The organism is Mesorhizobium sp. B3-1-8, from assembly GCF_006439495.1.
Taxonomy (GTDB): Bacteria; Pseudomonadota; Alphaproteobacteria; order Rhizobiales; family Rhizobiaceae; genus Mesorhizobium.
This window is the reverse complement of record NZ_VFTK01000014.1, coordinates 92,351-110,991: the sequence shown is the minus strand read 5'-3', so window position 1 is coordinate 110,991 and position 18,641 is coordinate 92,351. Positions and strand designations below refer to the sequence as shown.

The 18,641-nt window shown below is 64.8% G+C and carries 14 protein-coding genes; 7 read left to right on the top strand and 7 right to left on the bottom strand.

The annotated features are described in order from the left end of the window. Positions 1-3 precede the first annotated feature (3 nt). The 3 genes from FJ424_RS15175 to FJ424_RS15165 all read left to right on the top strand — a co-directional run bounded on the left by FJ424_RS15175 (position 4) and on the right by FJ424_RS15165 (position 4,119). A complete protein-coding gene (locus FJ424_RS15175) occupies positions 4-1,632 on the top strand; it encodes an AMP-binding protein (protein ID WP_140654691.1) in 1,629 nt (542 codons plus the stop codon). Positions 1,633-1,673: 41 nt separating this feature from the next. Further along, positions 1,674-2,696, top strand: coding sequence for an AraC family transcriptional regulator (locus FJ424_RS15170; RefSeq protein ID WP_140654692.1), 1,023 nt, complete (start codon positions 1,674-1,676; stop codon positions 2,694-2,696). Between the two features lie 304 nt (positions 2,697-3,000). Next, positions 3,001-4,119 (top strand): branched-chain amino acid ABC transporter substrate-binding protein, encoded by a 1,119-nt coding sequence (locus FJ424_RS15165; RefSeq protein ID WP_140654694.1) that lies wholly within the window; start codon positions 3,001-3,003, stop codon positions 4,117-4,119. Positions 4,120-4,233: 114 nt separating this feature from the next. Here the strand turns inward: FJ424_RS15165 and FJ424_RS15160 are convergent, their stop codons facing one another. From FJ424_RS15160 to FJ424_RS15130, 7 genes are all read right to left on the bottom strand, one after another. Further along, positions 4,234-5,208, bottom strand: coding sequence for a branched-chain amino acid ABC transporter permease (locus FJ424_RS15160; RefSeq protein WP_140654696.1), 975 nt, complete (start codon positions 5,206-5,208; stop codon positions 4,234-4,236). Then, positions 5,205-6,083 carry a branched-chain amino acid ABC transporter permease gene (locus FJ424_RS15155; RefSeq protein ID WP_140654698.1) on the bottom strand — a complete coding sequence of 293 codons (879 nt, stop codon included), beginning with the start codon at positions 6,081-6,083 and terminating at the stop codon, positions 5,205-5,207. The genes FJ424_RS15160 and FJ424_RS15155 overlap by 4 nt, the downstream gene beginning before the upstream one ends. A 3-nt stretch (positions 6,084-6,086) precedes the next feature. Next, positions 6,087-6,797: an ABC transporter ATP-binding protein gene (locus tag FJ424_RS15150; protein WP_140654700.1), complete on the bottom strand. Its 711-nt coding sequence runs from the start codon at positions 6,795-6,797 to the stop codon at positions 6,087-6,089. Continuing rightward, positions 6,790-7,590 (bottom strand): ABC transporter ATP-binding protein, encoded by an 801-nt coding sequence (locus FJ424_RS15145; RefSeq protein ID WP_140654702.1) that lies wholly within the window; start codon positions 7,588-7,590, stop codon positions 6,790-6,792. The genes FJ424_RS15150 and FJ424_RS15145 overlap by 8 nt, the downstream gene beginning before the upstream one ends. Before the next feature lie 4 nt (positions 7,591-7,594). After that, complete coding sequence (locus tag FJ424_RS15140) at positions 7,595-8,944, bottom strand: ABC transporter substrate-binding protein (protein WP_246677252.1); 1,350 nt, start codon at positions 8,942-8,944, stop codon at positions 7,595-7,597. 24 nt (positions 8,945-8,968) lie between these two features. Continuing rightward, on the bottom strand, positions 8,969-10,069 hold the full coding sequence (locus FJ424_RS15135) for a class II histone deacetylase (RefSeq protein ID WP_140654704.1): 1,101 nt from the start codon (positions 10,067-10,069) through the stop codon (positions 8,969-8,971). A gap of 207 nt (positions 10,070-10,276) precedes the next feature. Next, a complete protein-coding gene (locus FJ424_RS15130; RefSeq protein WP_140654706.1) occupies positions 10,277-13,012 on the bottom strand; it encodes a LuxR C-terminal-related transcriptional regulator in 2,736 nt (911 codons plus the stop codon). 297 nt (positions 13,013-13,309) lie between these two features. Between FJ424_RS15130 and FJ424_RS15125 the strand changes: the two genes are divergently transcribed. The 4 genes from FJ424_RS15125 (at position 13,310) to FJ424_RS15110 (ending at position 18,636) form a co-directional block, all read left to right on the top strand. Then, positions 13,310-15,859 carry a caspase family protein gene (locus FJ424_RS15125; protein WP_140654708.1) on the top strand — a complete coding sequence of 850 codons (2,550 nt, stop codon included), beginning with the start codon at positions 13,310-13,312 and terminating at the stop codon, positions 15,857-15,859. Between the two features lie 87 nt (positions 15,860-15,946). Continuing rightward, positions 15,947-16,144: a hypothetical protein gene (locus tag FJ424_RS15120; protein WP_246677251.1), complete on the top strand. Its 198-nt coding sequence runs from the start codon at positions 15,947-15,949 to the stop codon at positions 16,142-16,144. 154 nt (positions 16,145-16,298) lie between these two features. Beyond that, complete coding sequence (locus tag FJ424_RS15115) at positions 16,299-17,390, top strand: OmpA family protein (RefSeq protein ID WP_140654712.1); 1,092 nt, start codon at positions 16,299-16,301, stop codon at positions 17,388-17,390. Positions 17,391-17,397: 7 nt separating this feature from the next. Continuing rightward, on the top strand, positions 17,398-18,636 hold the full coding sequence (locus FJ424_RS15110; RefSeq protein ID WP_246677250.1) for a caspase domain-containing protein: 1,239 nt from the start codon (positions 17,398-17,400) through the stop codon (positions 18,634-18,636). Positions 18,637-18,641 lie beyond the last annotated feature (5 nt).

The following is an 18,641-nucleotide window of genomic DNA, read 5'->3' as shown; positions in this document are numbered from 1 at the left end:
TCCATGACCATGCTCGAACGCGCCCCTTCTTTCCACATCCCCGGCCAGCATGACGACGATCTGGAGAACCGGGTGCTGCCGAAAATCCTGCGCATGCAGGCGGAGCGCCTGGGCGACAGCCCTTTCATCGACATTTGCGGACGCTCCGCCGGTTTCGAGGAGATGCAGATCGCTTCAGGGCGGCTGGCGCGCGGTCTTCGCGCCCTCGGCATCGGCAAGTCCGATCGTGTGGTGATGCTGTTGCCCAATTGTTTCGAGCTGGTCGCGGCGTGGTTCGCGGTATCGAGCCTGGGCGCCATCGAGGTGCCCAGCAATCCGGGCCTGAAGGGCGACCTGCTTTGCCACAACCTGAACAATTGCGGCGCCGAAGTCCTGGTCGCCGACGCCAACGCGCTGGACGAGCTCGCCAGGGTCCAGGACCGCCTGCCGGACCTGCGCACCCTCATCCTGGTCGGCGTCGATCCGAGCGAAGCCCGGGCGGCCGGCATCCGGATCGGCCGCATCGTCGGCTTCGAGGAATGCATGGCCGGGCAGCCGGATTTCGACCTCGCCGACATCCACTATTCCGACCCGATGGCGATCCTCTACACCTCGGGCACCACCGGTCCGGCCAAGGGCGCATTGATGTCCCATCATCACTGCTATTCCTGGGCCGCGGCCATGGCTCTCAATCTCGGCTACACGGCCGGCGACAGCTATTTCTCGGCATTGCCGCTGTTCCACACCGACGCGCAGATGTTCGGCGTCTACCTGCCGTTGATCTACGGCACCCGCACGACATTGGTCGACGGTTTCAGCGCGTCGCGGTTCTGGGACCAGGTGCGCGAAAGCGGCGCCACGACGACGAACCTGCTTGGCGCCATGGCGGTCATCCTGTCGCGCCAGCCGCCGTCCGATGGCGACGGCGCCAATCCGGTGCGCATATGCCAGTGCATTCCCATGGTGCCGGACAAGGAAGCGTTCGAGCGGCGCTTCGGCATGCGGCTCGTCACCGGCTATGGGCAGACGGAGACAGGTTTCGTCACCCTCGACACGGTGGGGAATACGAAAGCGGGCTCCTGCGGCCGCCCGCACCCCGATTGGGAGGTGGCGATCGTCGATGAGCGGGACCGGCCCCTGCCGCATGGGTCCGTCGGCGAGATCGTATCGCGCCCGCGCAAGAACTGGAGCATGTTTTCCGGCTATTACCGGGCGGACGCCAAGACGGTCCAGACGCTCCGGAACCTCTGGTATCACTCCGGCGACGCCGGTTGCCTGGACGAGGATGGCTGGCTCTATTTCAAGCACCGGCTGAACGAGGCGATCAGGCGGCGCGGCGAGAACATCTCCGCCTACGAAGTCGAGATCGTCGCCGAAAAGCACCCCGACATCGTCGAAAGCGCCGCGTTCGGCATCCCATCGGAGTTCACCGAGGAAGACATCATGGTCGTGGCCCAGCGGCGGCCTGGCTCCACGCTGGGGGCGGCCGAACTGCTGGCCCATTTCAGGGCAATGGCGCCGCGCCACATGGTGCCGCGTTACATCGAGATCACCGACACGCCGCTTCCGCGAACGCCGACGGAAAAGATCGCCAGGACCGCGCTGAGCCAGCAGGGTGTCGGCGCCGCCACATTCGATCGGGGCGAGCGCTAGCCAGGTCGAACGCAGGCACAAGGAGGACGGAGCCCTACGCGATGCAGCGCCGGATGATCGCCCCCTGTTTCATGGACGACACGCTCGAATGCCTTCGCCGCCACAACGTCGAGGTGGAGCCTCTGCTGGCTCGCGTCGGGCTGCCGCCGGTGATTTCCGAGCCGATCTCGGCCGAACAATATGGCGCGCTCTGGCACGCCGTCGCGCAGGAGATGGATGACGAGTTCTTCGGCGAAGGCGCCCGACCGATGCGGGCCGGCAGTTTCGCGCTGCTCTGCCAGGCGCTGCTCACCACCGAGACGCTGGAGCATGCCTTGCGCAGGGGCCTGCGCTTCCTGCGCGCCGTGCTCGACGATCCGCATGGCGAGCTGACCGTCGGCAATGGGCTCGCCGAAATCAGACTGAGCGATTCCGGGCCGCTGCGCTCGGCCTTCGCCTATCGCACCTTCTGGATCATCGTCCACGGCGTGAACTGCTGGTTGGTGGGCCGGCGTCTCCCGATCCGCTGGGTGGATTTCAAATGCGATATCCCGCCGACGGGGAGCGACTACCGGCTGTTCTTCGGCGCGCCGGTGCGCTTCGACCAGCCCGAAAGCCGCCTCGTCTTCGACGCCGAATTCCTGAAGCTGCCGGTCATCCGCGACGCCTGCGCGCTGCGCGAATTCCTGCGCAGGGCGCCGGCCAACATTCTGGTGCGCTACCGTCATGACGAGGGGCTCTCGGCGGCCATACGCGGACGCCTGCACGCCACTGCGCCGGCGGCGTGGCCGAGCTTCGAGCGGCTTGCCGCCGGCATGCGCATGCAGGCGCCGACCTTGCGTCGCAGGCTTCAGTCCGAGGGCCAGAACTATCGCTCGATCAAGGACGAGATGCGCAGGGCCCTGGCGATGGAGGCCCTGCTCAACGGCAGCCGCAGCGTCGCCGATCTCGCCGCCGATATCGGCTTTTCCGAGCCGAGCGCATTCCACCGCGCGTTCCACAAATGGACCGGCAAGAGCCCGGCCTTGTTCCGCCGCGAGGCCTCGTCCGACGCCGATCCGCGCGACAATGCATCCGCGAATTAGCAGGCGAGCGACGCATTCCCGAACATTGCAAAATCGATCACCAAATCTGGGTCTTACGGTCATCGTAAGCCACTTCGCTTGCAGCCAATATGCCCTGAAGACGGGGCATTTTGGGTGCGGATTGAAGGCAAGACATCTCTGGTGACGGGGCCTGCTCCGGCCTCATGTCCTGACCCGCTCGCCTGGGCCTGACCTTGCCCGACGGCAAAAACCGGCCCGCCCAATTCAAGTCAGCTCGATGCGTCGGACGTGGGCATCGCATCGAAGCCGCAACCAGTGCCCACCACGAAAATGGGAGCCTCATATGAAAAAATATCTTTTGTCGGCGGTAGCAGTGGCCGCGCTTGTCGCCTTCGCGGGCAACGCCTGGGCGGACATCGTCATCGGCGTCGCCGGGCCGATCACCGGTCCGAACGCGGCTTTCGGCGCGCAGTTCCAGAAAGGCGCCGAACAGGCGGCCGCCGACATCAACGCGGCCGGCGGCGTGCTCGGCCAGAAAATCAGGATCGAGATCGGCGACGATGTCTCCGATCCGAAGCAGGGCATTTCAGTCGCCAACAAATTCGTCGCGGACGGCGTGAAATATGTGGTCGGCCACTTCAACTCGGGCGTGTCGATTCCCGCCTCGGAAGTCTATGCCGAGAACGGCGTGCTCGAGGTATCGCCGGCATCGACCAATCCGCAATATACCGAGCGCGGCCTTTGGAACACCTTCCGCACCTGCGGTCGCGACGACCAGCAAGGCAAGGTCGCGGGCGACTATATCGCCGCGAATTTCAAGGACGCCAAGATCGCCATCGTCCACGACAAGACGCCCTATGGCCAGGGTCTCGTCGATGTCGCCAAGAAGAATCTGAACGCCGACGGCATCACCGAGGTGATGTATGAAGGCATCAATGTCGGCGACAAGGATTTCTCCGCGCTCATCGCCAAGATGAAGGCGGCCGGTGTCACGCTGATCTATTTCGGCGGTCTCCACACCGAAGCGGGCCTGATCATGCGCCAGTCGGCGGATCAGGGTCTGAAGGCGACGCTGTTCTCGGGCGATGGAATGGTCTCGAACGAGCTTGCCTCGATCGCCGGCGATTCGGTTATCGGCACCTTGAACACCTTCTCGCCGGACCCGCGGAAAAACCCCGCGGCAAAGGACATCGTCGAAAAGTTCCGTGCCTCGGGTTTCGAGCCGGAAGCCTACACGCTCTACTCCTACGCGGCGGTCCAGATCGTCGCCGCCGCGATCGACAAGGCGGGCTCGGCCGACGACGCGCAGAAGGTCGCCGCGACCATCAAGGCAGGCGGCCCCTGGAAGACGGCGATCGGCGACATCGGCTATGACGACAAGGGCGATATCACGCGCCCCGACTATGTCATCTACGAATGGAAGAAGGGCGAGGACGGCAAGCCGACTTACGCCGAGAAATAAATGCCGCCCAGGCGGGTGAGCGTGACAGAGGATGCCCGGTCCAGACCGGGCGTTATCATCGGGATCGCGCGCATTTGCCGTCGCGAATACCGATGGCGGCGATGAAAACCGTCGTCAATTGCGGCTGGTTCGGCTTCGCTGCAGCCAGCCGTTCAACCCGTTCGGCCATGCGATGACGAAGACCGCCAGCAGCAGCCCAAGGCCGATGTTGCGGTAGTCGGACAACTCCCGCATGCCTTCGTCGGCCAGCATCAGCACGGCGGCGCCGAGCAGGGGGCCCCATATCGAGCCGAGGCCGCCGATGACGATCATCGCGATCAGGAACAGCAGCGTCGAGAAGGAAAAGACCGTTGGGCCGACGACGCGGAAATGGATGGCGTAGAAGCCGCCGGCGATGCCGGTGAAGAAGGCGGAGACCGCGAAGATCCACAGCTGGTATTTGAAACGGCTGATGCCGCGCGACATGGCGTAGCCCGGATTGTCGCGTAACGCCCGGAAGGCCAGGCCGAGCGGTCCCCGGATGACGACGATCGAAATCGTCACCGCGACCGCCAGCAGCGCCAGCCCGACATAATAGTGGGCGATGTACCATTTCGACGGGAACAGCGCGCGTAGCCCGATATCGCCGAACTGGCCGATGCCGCGCACGCCGCCGAACAGCGGCATGCAGCCGCCGACGGTGGTGAAGCAGTCGGTGTCGTTGACGATGAGCACATACATGACCTGCGCGATCGCCAGCGTCAGCAGCGCCACGTAGGGGCCGCGCAGGCGCAGGCAGGCGAGGCCGATCAGCAGGCCCATCGCGACGGTAATGACACCCGCCATCGGGATGGCGGCAAGCATGGGCACCTTCCAGTAAAAGCCCAGCATCGCCGTGGCGTAGGCGCCGGTGGCGAACAGCGCCATCTGCGCCAGCGAGAAGATGCCGCCTATGCCGAGCACGAGGTTCCACTGCACCACGACGATCGCCCAGATGAAGAACAGCGTCGACTGGGTGATGACGTAGCGCCCGGGCATGGCGAGCGGCAGCGCGATGGCGAGAGCCAGGCAGATGAGACCGATCAGTATGTCGCGGCGGATCGATGTCATAGGCGCACAACCTGCTGTTTGCCGAACAGGCCGTAGGGCCGCCAGATGAGCACGAGGATGACCAGAAGCAGCAAGGTGGCGAAGCTCCAGCGCACGCCGAGCACATATTGGGTGGCGGCCTCGAGCAGGCCGAGCGCGATCGCCGCGATCACGGCGCCGTAGACATTGCCCAACCCCGCGACCACGCAGACGATGAAGGCTTTCAGCATCGGGTCGCCGCCCATCACCGGCGTCAGCGTGGCGATCGAGCTGATCAAGATGCCGGAAACGGCGGCGAGCGCGCCCGAGAGCGCCAGCACCTGCGCGTAGACGCGGCCGACCCTGACGCCCATAAGCTGCGCCGCTTCGCGGTTCATCGAGGTGGCGCGGATGGCGCGGCCGGCGCTGGTGCGCTGCAGGAGGATTGCCACCGCCACCATCAGCACGATGGCGACGCCGAGGATGAAGACGTTCTGCAGCGGTATGTGCACATTGCCGATGACGACCTGGCCGCCAACCGCGAGCGGCTGCGGGATCGGATAGGGTCCAAAACCCTTCAGCATCAGGTTCTCGATGACGCTGCCGATGCCGATCGTGGCGATGAAGATGTTGGTCTCGAAATTCTCGGCCCTGAGCAACGGCAGCGCCGCGCTGAAATAGATCAGCAGCCCGACCAGCGCGCAGACGAATGCTGCGGCAAGAAGCGCGAGCGCTGGATGCAGGCCGGCATGGACGATGGCCGCGTAGCAGACATAGCCGCCGAGCGTCAGGATGGCACCGTGCGCCATGTTGAGCATGTTGAGCGAGCCGTAGACCAGCGACAGGCCGATGGTGGCGACCGCGTACATGGCGCCGAGCGTCAGGCCGGAAGCGACGATCTGGATCAGGACGTCCATCGCTCACACTCCGAGATAGGTTTCGACGATTTCCGGGCGCGCCATCAGTTCCGCGCCCAGGCCCGACCAGGCGATGCGGCCATTGTCGAGCAGGTGGATCATGTCGGCATGCTCGGCGATCCGCTCGGCGTTCTCCTCGACCAGAAGAATGGTGCGGCCCTCGCGTCTTAGGTTGAAGATGACCTCGTAGATCTGCTCGATGACGATCGGCGCCAGTCCCAGCGAGGGCTCGTCAAGCATCAGCACCTCGCCGCCCGCCATCAAGCCGCGGCCGATGCCGCACATGCGCCGCTCGCCGCCTGAAAGCGTGCCGGCGGTCTGGTTGCGACGCTCCTTCAGCTTGGGCAGCAGCGCAAAGACGAAGTCGAGCCGCTCGGCCAGTCCGCCGCTGTTGGCGTAGGCGCCCATCAGCAGGTTCTCGTGCACGGTCATCGCCGGAAAGAGCAGGTCGCCCTGCGGAACCTGGATGACGCCGCGTTCGACGATCTGGTCGGGGCGCAGGCGGTCGATGCGCAGGCCGTCGAGGCGGATCTCGCCCGACGTCACCGGCACCAGTCCGGAAATCGCCTTGAGCAGGGTGCTCTTGCCATGGCCGTTGGGGCCGACAATGGCGGTGAGCTCGCCCTTCCTTGCCGACAATTTGATGGCATCGAGCACGATGCGGCCGGCATAGCCGGCGCTGGCGTCGACGATCTCGAGCGCCGCCTCAGCCATGCGTGGTTTCCATGAAGGAGCGCAGCCGCTCGGAGGCACCCTGGCCGAGATAGACGTCGACGACGGTGCGGTCGTCGAGAAGCTTTGTCGGCAGGTCTTCGAAAATCTTTTCGCCGTGATGCATGATCATGATGCGGTCGGAGAGGCGTACCAGGAAGCGCATCACATGCTCGATGAGGATGATGGTGACGCCCGCCGCCTTGATGGCGCGCACTGCGTCCATCACACGGTCGACCTCGCGTGCGGTCAGGCCGCCGACGGGCTCGTCCATCAGCAGCAGTTTCGGCTTCGTCGCCATGGCGCTCGCCATCATCAAGAGCTTGCGGTCAAGCACCGGCAGCTTGCCGGTGACCTTGTCGGCGCGGTCGGCGATGCCCAGCATTTCAAGCGCGGCATCGGCGGCCTCATGCGCCGCGCGGCCGGCGCGCAGCGTCGGCACGGCCCGGTTGCTTCGGCCGAAATAGGCGCCGACCAGCACGTTCTCGCGCGCGGTCATGCTGTCGAAGCCGGCATTGAGCTGGAAAGTTCGGGCAACGCCGGCATGGCAGATCTGCTCGGGCGCATGCCCGGTGATGTCCTGGCCGTCGAGCACGATCGCGCCGGTGGTGGCCGGGTTCAGCCCCGATATCACCTCGAACAGCGTCGTCTTGCCGGCGCCGTTCGGTCCGCCGATGCCGAGGATTTCTCCAGCCCCGACATCGAAGGACAGATCGCGGACCGCCGCAAGCGCGCCGAAGGACTTGCCGACATGCCTGCACGACAGCAATGGCGTCGCGGCGGCGTCTCCCGTCATCCGGCTAGGCCTTGATCCATGGCGGCATCATGAACTTGGCCGTGCCGTAAGGCGTCGGCGCGATCAGGCCGGGACCCTTGGTGTAGTCCTGGATCTGCAGGAATTGATGCGGCATGCCGAGCGATGAATCGTTGACCTGGGTCGGATAGGTGTAGGCGGCGTTTTCGAGCGGCATGAAACGGGTCGTGCCGGTGACGCCGCGCCATATCATCGCGCTCATCCGGGCCGCGACCTTGCGGTTCTGGTCGTTGTTGCCGGGTTCGCCCGTGCCGCCGGCAAGCGCCGCGGCAGTCGCCCAGACATAGGCGCCGTCATAGGGCTGCGCGCCGGAATTGTGGCCTGCGTTCGGGCCGAACTTTTCCTTGTAGCGCTTCTCGAAGGCGGTGCCGATCTCGTCCTGCAGCGCGCCGACGACGGTCGCGTAGATGATGCCGTTGGCCGCCTGCTTGGCGATATCGCGGAAGGCCGGGATCGACGGGCCGTATTGCATATAGACCAGGCTCGGCGTCGGGTTGGAGGCGAACTGCAGCGCGAACTGCCCGAGATCGGCAGGCAGGAAGTGGGTGATGCAGATCACCGCTGGCGGATCCTGGCGGATCTTGGCCAGCGTCGGTCCCCATTCCGAAGCGGGCACGCTGACGGTCTCGAACAGGCTTATGTCCCAACCATAGCTCTTGGCCTGTTCCTTGACGGCGTTGGCGATGTTGGAGGCATAGACGCCGGCCGACAGGATCACCGCCATCTTGTTGTTCTTGCGCTTCCACTCGCCGTTCTCCTCCAGTCCCTGCAGGAACTTCAGGAAGCCGGGACCGTACCAGTATTCGGCCGGATCGCCCTGGAACGAGCCCCAGTAGCGGTCCGGGTTGGACTTCACCAGATTGTTGTGGCCGATCGTGGTGTCGTAGTGGACGTAGATGATGCCGTTGTCGGCGGCGACCTCCTGGATCGCGGCGCCCGAGCCGATATTGTAGCCGTTGAGGATGGCGTGCACGCCATGCCGGTCGACGAGGCGCTGCGCCGCCTGCACGTTGGTGGCGTCGCCCATCTGCCCGGTGTCCTCGAAGGAAGGTTCGAGCGGCCGGCCGAGGATGCCGCCCAGCGCGTTGATCTCCTCGCAGGCGAGCGTCAGGCCGTTCTTGAACTCGATCCCGTCGGGCGCGGCGAAGTCGGTGGTCGGCCCGCACTGGCCGACCGGGATCGGGTCGCCTTCGGCGCGCGCCTCGTTGTTCATCGCAAGCAGCATGGCCGGCATGCCGGTCAGCGTCGCGGCGGTCGCAAGTCCGCCCTTGATCAGGAAGTTGCGGCGAGAGCCGGCAATCACATTCGGCGTGGTGAGTTTCGAACTGCGCTTCATCTCGATTCCCCTTATAGGTTTTTGTCAGTTTATGTTTTTGACCAGTTCGGCCGCCTGGTCGATGATCGCCGTCTGATGCGGCTGCGCCGACATTCCACCCCATTGTCCCATTAGTTGATCCCACGGGTCCTCGACGCCCGTGCGGTGCCCGCAAAGCTCCTCGATCACGGCCAGGCCGCAGTAAGGCACGTACATTTCGGAGTAGCCGCCCTCATGCGTCATCACCAGGCGCCCGCCGCACAGCTCGCGCGCCGCGTCGAGCAGCATGCGCGCCAGCCTGCGGTAGCCGCTGGAATTCATCAGCATGCGCCCCATCGGATCGACGCCGGAAGCGTCGAAGCCCGAGGGCACAACAATCAGCTCCGGCTTGAAGCGCGTCAGCGCCGGGATCACCACCCGCTCGAACGCCGCGGCGTAAGCGCCGGGACCAGACCCCGGGGGCAGCGGGACGTTGATGTTGAAGCCCTTGCCCTTGCCCTCGCCATTTTCGCCGATCGCACCGGAATTGGCCGGGAACAGATTGTCCTGATGCAGCGAGATCGAAAGCACGCTCGGATCGTCGTAGAAGATCGCCTGCGTGCCGTTGCCGTGATGCACGTCCCAGTCGACGGTGGCGATGCGGGTGAGGCCGTGCAGCTGCTGCGCATGGCGGATGGCGATCGCCGCATTCGAGAACAGGCAGAAGCCCATGCCGACATCGGCGGTGGCGTGATGGCCCGGCGGACGGATCAGCGCATAGGCGTTGTCCACCTGGCCCGTGATGACGGCCTCAATCGCCTTGATGGCGCCGCCGGCTGCCAGGAGTGCGATTTCATAGCTGCCGGCGCCGAGCGGCGTCAGCAAGCTCGCGTCGCCATAACCACGGTCGCTGATCTCCCTGATCCTGGCGATATGCGCCGGCGTGTGGACCCGCGACAGTTCCTCGACAGTGGCGCGCCGCGGCTTGATGGCGACCAGATGGTCGAGGATGCCGCTCACTTCCAACAGGTTGCGCAGACGCCGCTTGGTCTCGGGATTTTCGGCATGGGTGCCGGGCTGAACCGTCAGGCTCGGCGGAAAGACCTGGTTCCAGTTCCAGGTGTTGTGCCAAAGATAAAGTTCGTGGAAAACGAAACCCGTCGCCATGCGGCTCCCACCCAGCGTATTTCGACCGGATGATGGCCCGCTACATTAGCGCTGTCCCGACACCTTCGGGTAATGGGTGGTCTTTTTGAGCCCACCCTTTCGGGTGGTTAGAGCAATTCCAGGAAAAGTGGACGGTTTTCCGTACGGAATTGCGTAAAAATTAAAGAGATAGAGCGGTTCACCGTTTCCGTGAAACGGTGAACCGCTCTAGCCCGCCAATTGCCGCTCCGTGGCGGCGTCGAGCCCGATTTCCTTCAGCTTGAGGACGGCTTCCGTCCGGCTTGAGACGCCGAGCTTGCCGAATATGTTCTTCAGGTGCCATTTCACGGTGTCGGGCGCCATGGACAGCGTCTCGGCCAACTGGCGGTTTGTGTAGGCGCGCAGAAGCAGGGCGGCGACATCGGTTTCCTTGCTGCTCAGCATCTGCTTCCTGCCAGCGATTGCAATCGGGCGCGCGCGTTCGGGCGCGGTCTTGCCCAGCTCGCGCAGAAGCGTATCGACAAAGGTGGCAGTGCTGGAATTGCGCGACCAGGCTGGAATTCGTGCCCGGGCGAATTCGAGCACCTCGCGCATCGGCAAGCCCTCATCGATCAGCGAGCGCAATGCGTTCTGTGGCAGCGCCAGGGTGACGACGTCGACCGCCGCCGCCAGCGCCAGCAGCGTTTCGCCCGCGCTGTGCGCGGCGATCGCGACAAGTGCCCGCACCTGCATGAAGCCGCGCAGGCGGCCATCGCGCCGCATGCGTTCGGCGATACGGTCGAGCACGGCGATGGCCTTCGCCGGGTGGCCCTCGGCGATCAGCACGCGCGCGGCGCCGATATGGGCATATTCGTCGAGCGGATGGATTGGCGCGGGCCGGCTTTCGGCCGAAGGCTCGATCCCGCGCGAGCGCAGCGCCAGCCGCGCGGCGCGGACGTCGCCGCGCGACAACAGCAGCCGCACCCGCTCGTTCAGCGCGGCGGCCGTCAGCCGGCGGTAGCGCTTTTCGATGCCCAGCCGTTCGGCGCGTTCAAGGAAGACGATGGCCTCGTCATGCCGCCCATGCGCGGCGGAGAGCCGCGCCAGATGCAGCTTGCACGCCATCTCGTGCACGACGAGCCCACATTCCTCGATGACCTGCCGGTGCTGGTGCAGGATGCGCTCGGCACCCTGCAGGTCGTTCCATTCATAGGCGAGCTCGACATGGAAGATCGCCGTCATCGCCTCCGTGTAGGAGCCGGACCCGAGGCGCTCGCGGGCGAGCCGGCAGGCGCGGTCGAGCAACTGGTGGGCCTCGGCGAGGTTGCCGGCGGAAATCTCGACCAGCCCCAGCAACAGGTCGCAATAGACGATGCCGAAGACGGAATTGGCGGCCGCGTGATGGTCGCGCGCCGCGAGGCTGCGCAGCCGCGCGGCGTCTAGCTCGCCGAGCGAATAGTGGCTGAAGGCGCAGATATTGGCGAGCGTGCCGCGCGCGAAAGGCTCGTCTTCGGGGAAGTCCGCCAGCCAGCGCGAGGCGACGCGGATCGCGGTGCGGGAGCGGTCGGTGGCGCTGATGACGCCAGCCGTCAGCGTCTGCAATTCGGCCTTGAGCGAGCGGGTGGTCGCGCGGTCGATCTCGCCGCGCTCGGAAAGCTGCCCGACCAGGATTTTGGCCTGTTTGAGGATGCGGACCGCCTGGCGCGGCCGGCTCATGTGGAACTGCGCCCAGACACGTGCAAGCAGCAGGCGAGGGCGGGCGGCGATGAGGTCCGGGGGAAGCTGGTTCAGCCACTCGGTCAGCTTGGGGATGTGGCCCTGCATGGTGAGCGGCATGGCGCATTCCTCAACCAGGCGCGCCGCATGGTCGGCATCGCCGCTGGCAAGCGCGTGGTCGACCGCGTCGGAGATATGGCCCCGGGCCGCCAGCCAGGCAGCGGCGGCGCGATGCAGGTCCCTGCGTGCCTCCGGCGCCCAGGCATCCAGCCTGTCGCGCAGGAATTCGGAGAACAGGTGGTGATAGCGGAACCATTGTCCCGTGGAATCGAGCGCGATCAGGAAAAGGTTCGAGTGCTCGATGGTCGCCAATGCCGCGGCGCAGTCCCGTCCGGGACAGACCGCCTCGACAAGGCCCAGGCAGAAGCGGTCGAGGATCGAGGTCCTGAGCAGGAAATCCTGTATTTCGGGCGCCTGCCGGGCGAGCACGTCGTGGGTCAGGAACATCGCCACGTCGCGCTGGCTGCCGGAAAATTCGGCAATGAAGGCTTCTCGTGAGCCCTCATGCGCCAGCGCCAATGCGGCCAGTTGCAGGCCGGCCGGCCAGCCTTCGGTCTTGTGGTGGAGCGCCACCACGGCCGAGACGGCGAGGTCGAGGCCGCAGACATTGGCAAGATAGTCCTCGGTCTCCTCGAGCGAAAAGCGCAGGTCACTGTCGCCGAGGCTGACGACATGCCCCTTCATCTTCATATGGGCGAGTTCGAGCGGCAGTTCGCCACGGGTCGCGAGCACGATGCGCAAGGCCGGCGGCGCATAGGCGACCAGCATGTTGATGCAGGCGGCGATCTCGCCGGAGACGATCAGATGGGCGTCGTCGAGAACGAGGTAGATCGGCGCGGCGCGGCGCGACAGCTGGTTGATGACGGCGGTGAGGATGGAATCGACCGGCGTCACCGGGCTGGAGTCGATCAGCGATTCCGCGTTGCCGGCAATATCGGGGTCGACGCGGTGGAAGGCGGCGGCAAGATATTTGAGGAAGCGGGCGAGATCATTGTCCAGCCGGTCGATCGACAGCCAGGCGACCTGGGCGATGCCGCCGGATATGCCGACCGCCCATTGCGAGAGCAGGGTCGATTTGCCGAAACCGGCAGGCGACGTCACCACCGTCAGCTTACCCGCCGTCGCGGCCTCCAGCGTGCGCAGCAGCCGCGGCCTCCGGACCAGGGCGTCGCGCAAATGAGGCGGCTGGAGCTTCGTCTCTATCAGCATCTGGTTCTCGGTTGCTGCTTTCGGCGCTTTTAATAAACGCGCAGTGCGGCGCGGAGGCAATGGTCGGGCTGGGAGCACGTCGATGATCGCGATCCGGTTCGTTGTTGCGAATCCGTTCTGCCGTTGCGGTGCCGAAGCCCCTGCGGTAATCTCAGGCGGATTGGACGATACGCATGCATCCTGTCGTTAGTGCAAGGGTTCCATCCTGCCTGGGCGGATTGTGAACTCTTTAACAGACCTCCGCGTCGCAAGCTGCGTTCTTGTGGCCGACAGGTCATAGCGGTTAAGGATTTTGCCATGCTGCGACGCTGCGCGCTGATTGCAGCCTTGATCCTCGTGGGCCTCACGACGGTGCAGGCGCATGCCGATCGAAGGGTTGCGCTTGTCATCGGCAATTCCGAATACCGCGAAATCCCGGCCCTCAAGAATCCCGACAAGGATGCGGAAGACGTGTCGAACACGTTCCGGCTGGCCGGCTTCGATGTGTTCGTCGCCAAGGATCTGACCAAGCTCCAGTTCGAGAAGGAATTCCGCAATTATCTCGCGGCGGCGGACGGCGCCGATCTGGCGGTCGTCTACTATTCGGGACACGGCTTTCAGATTGGCGGCGAGAATTTCCTGATCCCGGTCGATGCGTCGCTCAAGGCTGCGGCCGACATCGAAGTCCAGGCGGTCAAGCTCGACGATGTCCTGCAGCAATTGCGCGCCAAATCGAAGATCCAGGTGATCATCCTCGATGCCTGCCGCAACAACCCGTTCCCGCGCAAGGATTACTGGCTGCGCGACCAGTTGATCGCGGCCGGCGGCACCGGCCTTGCGCAGGTGAAAAGTTCGCTGAACACGCTGATTGCCTTCGCCACCGAGCCCGGCGCGGTCGCCTATGACGGGTCCGGCGAGCTCAGCCCGTTTTCATCCGCCTTCTCCCGCCGCGCGCTGGCGCCGAACCAGGAGATACGCTCGGTCATGGCGGCTGTCCGCCGCGACGTGGTCGAAGCCACCAAGGGCGCGCAGGTTCCTTGGGAGAACTCCTCGCTGATCGACGAGGTGGTGCTGATGCGCCGCGCCAACCGGCCGGCTTTGCCGCCAGTGCTGGAAAAGACCGTGCCGTCGGGCATCGGACCGGTCGCGCTCGACCTGCCGGTGCCAGTCGATGTCGACGGCGGCGCCGTCAGCATCAGCATCGAAAGGCCGCCGGCCCTGGGGCGCCTGATCCTGGACGGCAAGCCGGTCGCAACGGGCGAGCCGATAGAGGGCAAGGATCTGCCGCGGCTTCAGATGGATGTGCCGAAGGGCGCCGACGCCGAGGATCAGGTCGATATGCTGGCCTATGCGACGCATGACGAATGGGGCGGCGGATCGCAGGGCATCCTGGTGTTCCGGGTCAAGAATGGCGATGGCGCCGCGGGCAAGCAGCTTGTGGCCTCGCTGGAGTCCGAGCAGAAGCAGGAGGTGGTGGAGCGGGGCATCCACATCGCCGGCGCCGCCGAAGCGATCGACAACCGCGACGTCAAGATCCCCGTCGGCGTCGGCCCTGTGCCGCTGAAACTGGATGTCCCGACCAAGGATCCCGGCGTCAGCCTGAAGCTCGCGAGCTATCCGGCAACCGGAACGCTGTCCCTGCCGGATCGCACCTTGTCGCCGCAATCGAGCCTGATGGCCGATGAAGTCGATAAACTGCGCTACGAACCGCAGATAGGCGCCGCAAAACCGTTGATCGTCGGCTTCGACATCATAGCCGACAACACACCGTCAAAGCCGGCGACGATGAAGCTGTCGCCGAGCGTCGATCCTTGCGACACGCGGGCCGGCGAACCTTTGGACCTGCAGGGCGTCGTCCCCGGCCTGTTGCCGAACGAGATCGGCGCCGGAGCCGTGGAGGCCTGCCAGGCGGCGGTGAAGGCTTATCCCGATGTCGCGCGCTTCCATTACGAGCTAGGGCGCGCTCTGCTCGCCGCCGGCAAGGTCGAGGAGGCCAAGAAGGCGATCGAGGAGGCCGCCGACAAGGGACATGTCCGCGCGGTGTTCGAGCTTGGCTATATCGCCTCGTCCGGCATAGGGACGGCCGTGGATCCCAAGAAAGCCAATGGCTTCTATGCCAAGGCGTCCGACAAGGGTGATCCCTATGGCATGACGGCCTGGGGCCGTGCTCTTTTCAACGGTCTCGGCGTTGAGCGCGATACCGGCAAGGGCTTGGACTTGCTGCTGAAGGCAGCAGCCATGGGCCACACCTATGCCATGAACGATCTCGCCGCGATCTTCACCGAAGGCCGCAATGGCGTGCCCGCCGACCCGGCTCGCGCCGTAGCCTTCCTCAAGGCGGGCGTCGAGCGCCAGGACATGTATTCGATGAACATTCTCGGCCGCAATTATCTTAGCGGACGCGGCGTCGAGAAGGATACCAAACAGGCCCAGGCGCTTTTCAATATGGCGATGGATCTTGGCCAACCTTACGCACCCGGTAGCCTCGCGCGTATGTACCGGGACGGTGATGGTGTGGACCGGAATCCTGCCGAGGCGCAGAGGCTGTTCGAACTGGCGACGGACCGTGGGGACTACTCGGCGGCATATGATCGCGCGGCTATCGAAATGCAGAAAGGCGAAAAATCCGATCAGGCGGTCGCCGTCCGCTATCTGGCGTTCGCGGCAGGACTCGATCTTCGCGACGAACTGCCGAGCGCTCAGTCGACGCTGGCGCAGTTTGGCGCAAAGCCAAAAGCTGCGGCCCTCAAGCAACTGCGCTCGGAACTCAAATCGAAAATCCCTGCCGGCGGCTCGGTCGATGACCAATTGATCAAGACGGCTAGAGCCGTCTGGGAGCAAGCCAATCCGCGTCGGGACCTGTTCTGATCAACAAGGGAGGCAATGGTGGGCAGGGCATTGAAGCAGGCGGTCATCGCAACATTCCTATCCTTTGCGGTTGCAGGGTGCACGACTATGGCGCCCAGCGTCGAGCCGGCGCCGACAACGAAACATCGTACCAAGCACGTTCGCGTGACGACGACCCCGAGGGTGGTCAAGCAGAAAAAAGTGACCGCCAAGAAGATTGTCAAACCGGTCAAGAACGAAACCGTACCCGTCATTGCGCCAATAGGTGGTGGCGGCAACGGTGGCGGTGGCGGTGGCGGGTGGTGATAGCGTCCTCGACGCGCGATGCTTTTTTCGACGTGTGGCGACTGGCGCCACCTTTCTCGCTTCCCGATGGAACCGCTCGCCAAGCAAGGGCAAGTGCTCTATGCTCCTGCCACGTGCCGGTATCGAGATCGGGTTGTCCTGGCGGGGGCGTTCCATGTTCGAAGTCGTTGCATTCTGGCGAAAAATGCTAACCAAGGCCGCGGCTTTTGGCTTGATCGTTGCCGCGCTGCTGGTCTTCGGATCGCAGGCTGCGAGCGCCGCGCCCAACTGGACGCTCGATCCATCCGCTTCGGTGCTCACCTACCAGTCGGTCAAGAAGAACACGATCGTCGAGACCAACAAGATCAGGAACATCACCGGCACGCTGAGTTCCGCCGGCGACGCGAAGATCAGCTTCGACCTCAATTCCGTCGACACGGGCGTCGACCTGCGCAATGTCCGCATGCGCTTCCTGTTTTTCGAGACCTTCACCTATCCAACGGCCGAGGTGACAGCGAAAGTGGACCCGGCGGCGTTCGCCGACCTGCCGACCAAGCGCCGGGTGAAGACGACATTGCCGTTCCGCCTCAGCCTGCATGGCGTCGACAAGGATCTAGAGGCAAGCGTCGTCGTCACCATGATCAGCGATACCCAGGTTTCCGTCGGTTCGGAGGCGCCCGTCGCGGTCCATGTCGAGGATTTCGGGCTCTTGCCCAACATCGACAAATTGCAGCAGGCCGCCAATGTGACCAACATCGTGCCGACCGCTTCGGTGTCGTTCGATTTCGTCTTCACCGCCGACGGCGGCAAGCCGGCCGCCGTGCAGACCGTCGCGGCCAGCACCGCCGAGGTCGGCCCCGTCGCCACCGATGCCGCGAAAGCCAATTTCAGCGACGAGGAGTGCCTCAACCGGTTTGCCGTGCTCTCGCGCACCGGCGCCATCTATTTCCGTCAGGCGAGCGCAAGGCTCGACGCGAAGAGCCGTCCGCTGCTGGCTGAGGTGGAAGGTGTCGTCGGCAAATGCCCGGCCCTCAAGGTCGAGGTGTCCGGCTACACCGATTCCGACGGATCACCCGAGGCGAACAAGGCGCTCTCCGAACGGCGCGCCCAGGCGGTCGCCGATGCTTTGGTTGCGGACGGCGTCCCGCGCAACCAGATCAGCTCGGCCGGCTATGGCGAGGACAAGCCTGTCGCCGCCAACGATACGCCCAAAAACAAGGCGCTCAACCGGCGGATCGAATTCTCCGCAAGCAAGCTCGCCAATTGAGGTGGCGGTGAGTTCCGCTCCAATCGCCTTTTGCGGTGGTCTGCTTCGCGCCGCCGGGCTTGTGGTGCTGGCCTTGTTCCTGACGTTGACGGCCGCGAACGCCGAGCGGCGGATTGCGTTGGTGCTCGGCAACTCGCAGTACCAGCACGCGGCGCCGCTCCTCAATCCGGCGCGGGATGCGCAGGCCATGGCCGATCGGCTCAAGGACCTCGGCTTCGAGGTGGTCTCCGGCTTCGACCTCACCAAGCAGCAGACACAGGCTACGGTCGCGCAGTTCGCCAAGCAGGTGCGGGGCGCCGACATCGCGCTTTTCTTCTATGCCGGCCATGGCCTGCAGGTCTCCGGCAAGAATTATTTGCTTCCCGTCGATGCCGCGCTCGAGGACGAGACCTCGCTCGATTTCGAGGCCGTCTCGGTCGATTTCATCCTGCGCCAGATGTCGCGCGAAACGAGCATAAGACTGGTTTTCCTGGACGCATGCCGGGACAACCCGCTCGCCGAGGTGCTGGCGAAGGCCGCCGGCATCAAAGGCGCAAGCAGCGGCCTTGCCGAAATCCCGATCGAGAATGGCGGCGCCGGCACGCTGGTCGCCTTCGCCGCCAGCCCGAACCAGCTTGCCTATGACGGGTCGGGCGACCACTCGCCCTTCACCACGGCGCTGCTCCAGCATGTCGGCGAATCCAACGTCTCCATCACCGAAGCGATGAACAGGGTGACCAGCGACGTCTTCAAGGCCACCGCCGGCAAGCAGCGCCCCTGGATCAACGTCTCGCTGACCACCGAGGTCGTCCTGCACAGGGTCGATCTCAATGCGCCGCTGATCGTCGGCGAGGCAAGCGCGCCGCAGGCCGAAGCGGGCTCCGAGACGCGCAACACCGGCACCGCGTCCGGCCAGACCGACGACCAGCTTGCGCTCAATGCGCTGCGCGAAAAGATTCCGAAGTTGGAGACGGACGGCCCGATCCTTTTCGATCGCCCGGTCAAGTTCGGCGACCCGGCGATCGACGGCAAGAGCATAGCCCAATTGATCAAGGCGGAACCGCTTTTCAGTCCGGTCGAAGGCCTCGACAAGTCGGTCTGGCAGGGCAAGCACTGCGACGGCTGCCACGAGTGGAATGAGACCCGCCTCTGCGAGCAGGCGAAGAATTTCGCCGCCAATGACGTCTCCGTCCTGCGCCTGCAACATCCGCTTGGTACCCGCTTCAAGGTCGCTTTGGCCAGGTGGGCGCAAGATGGCTGCCAGTGAGCCCG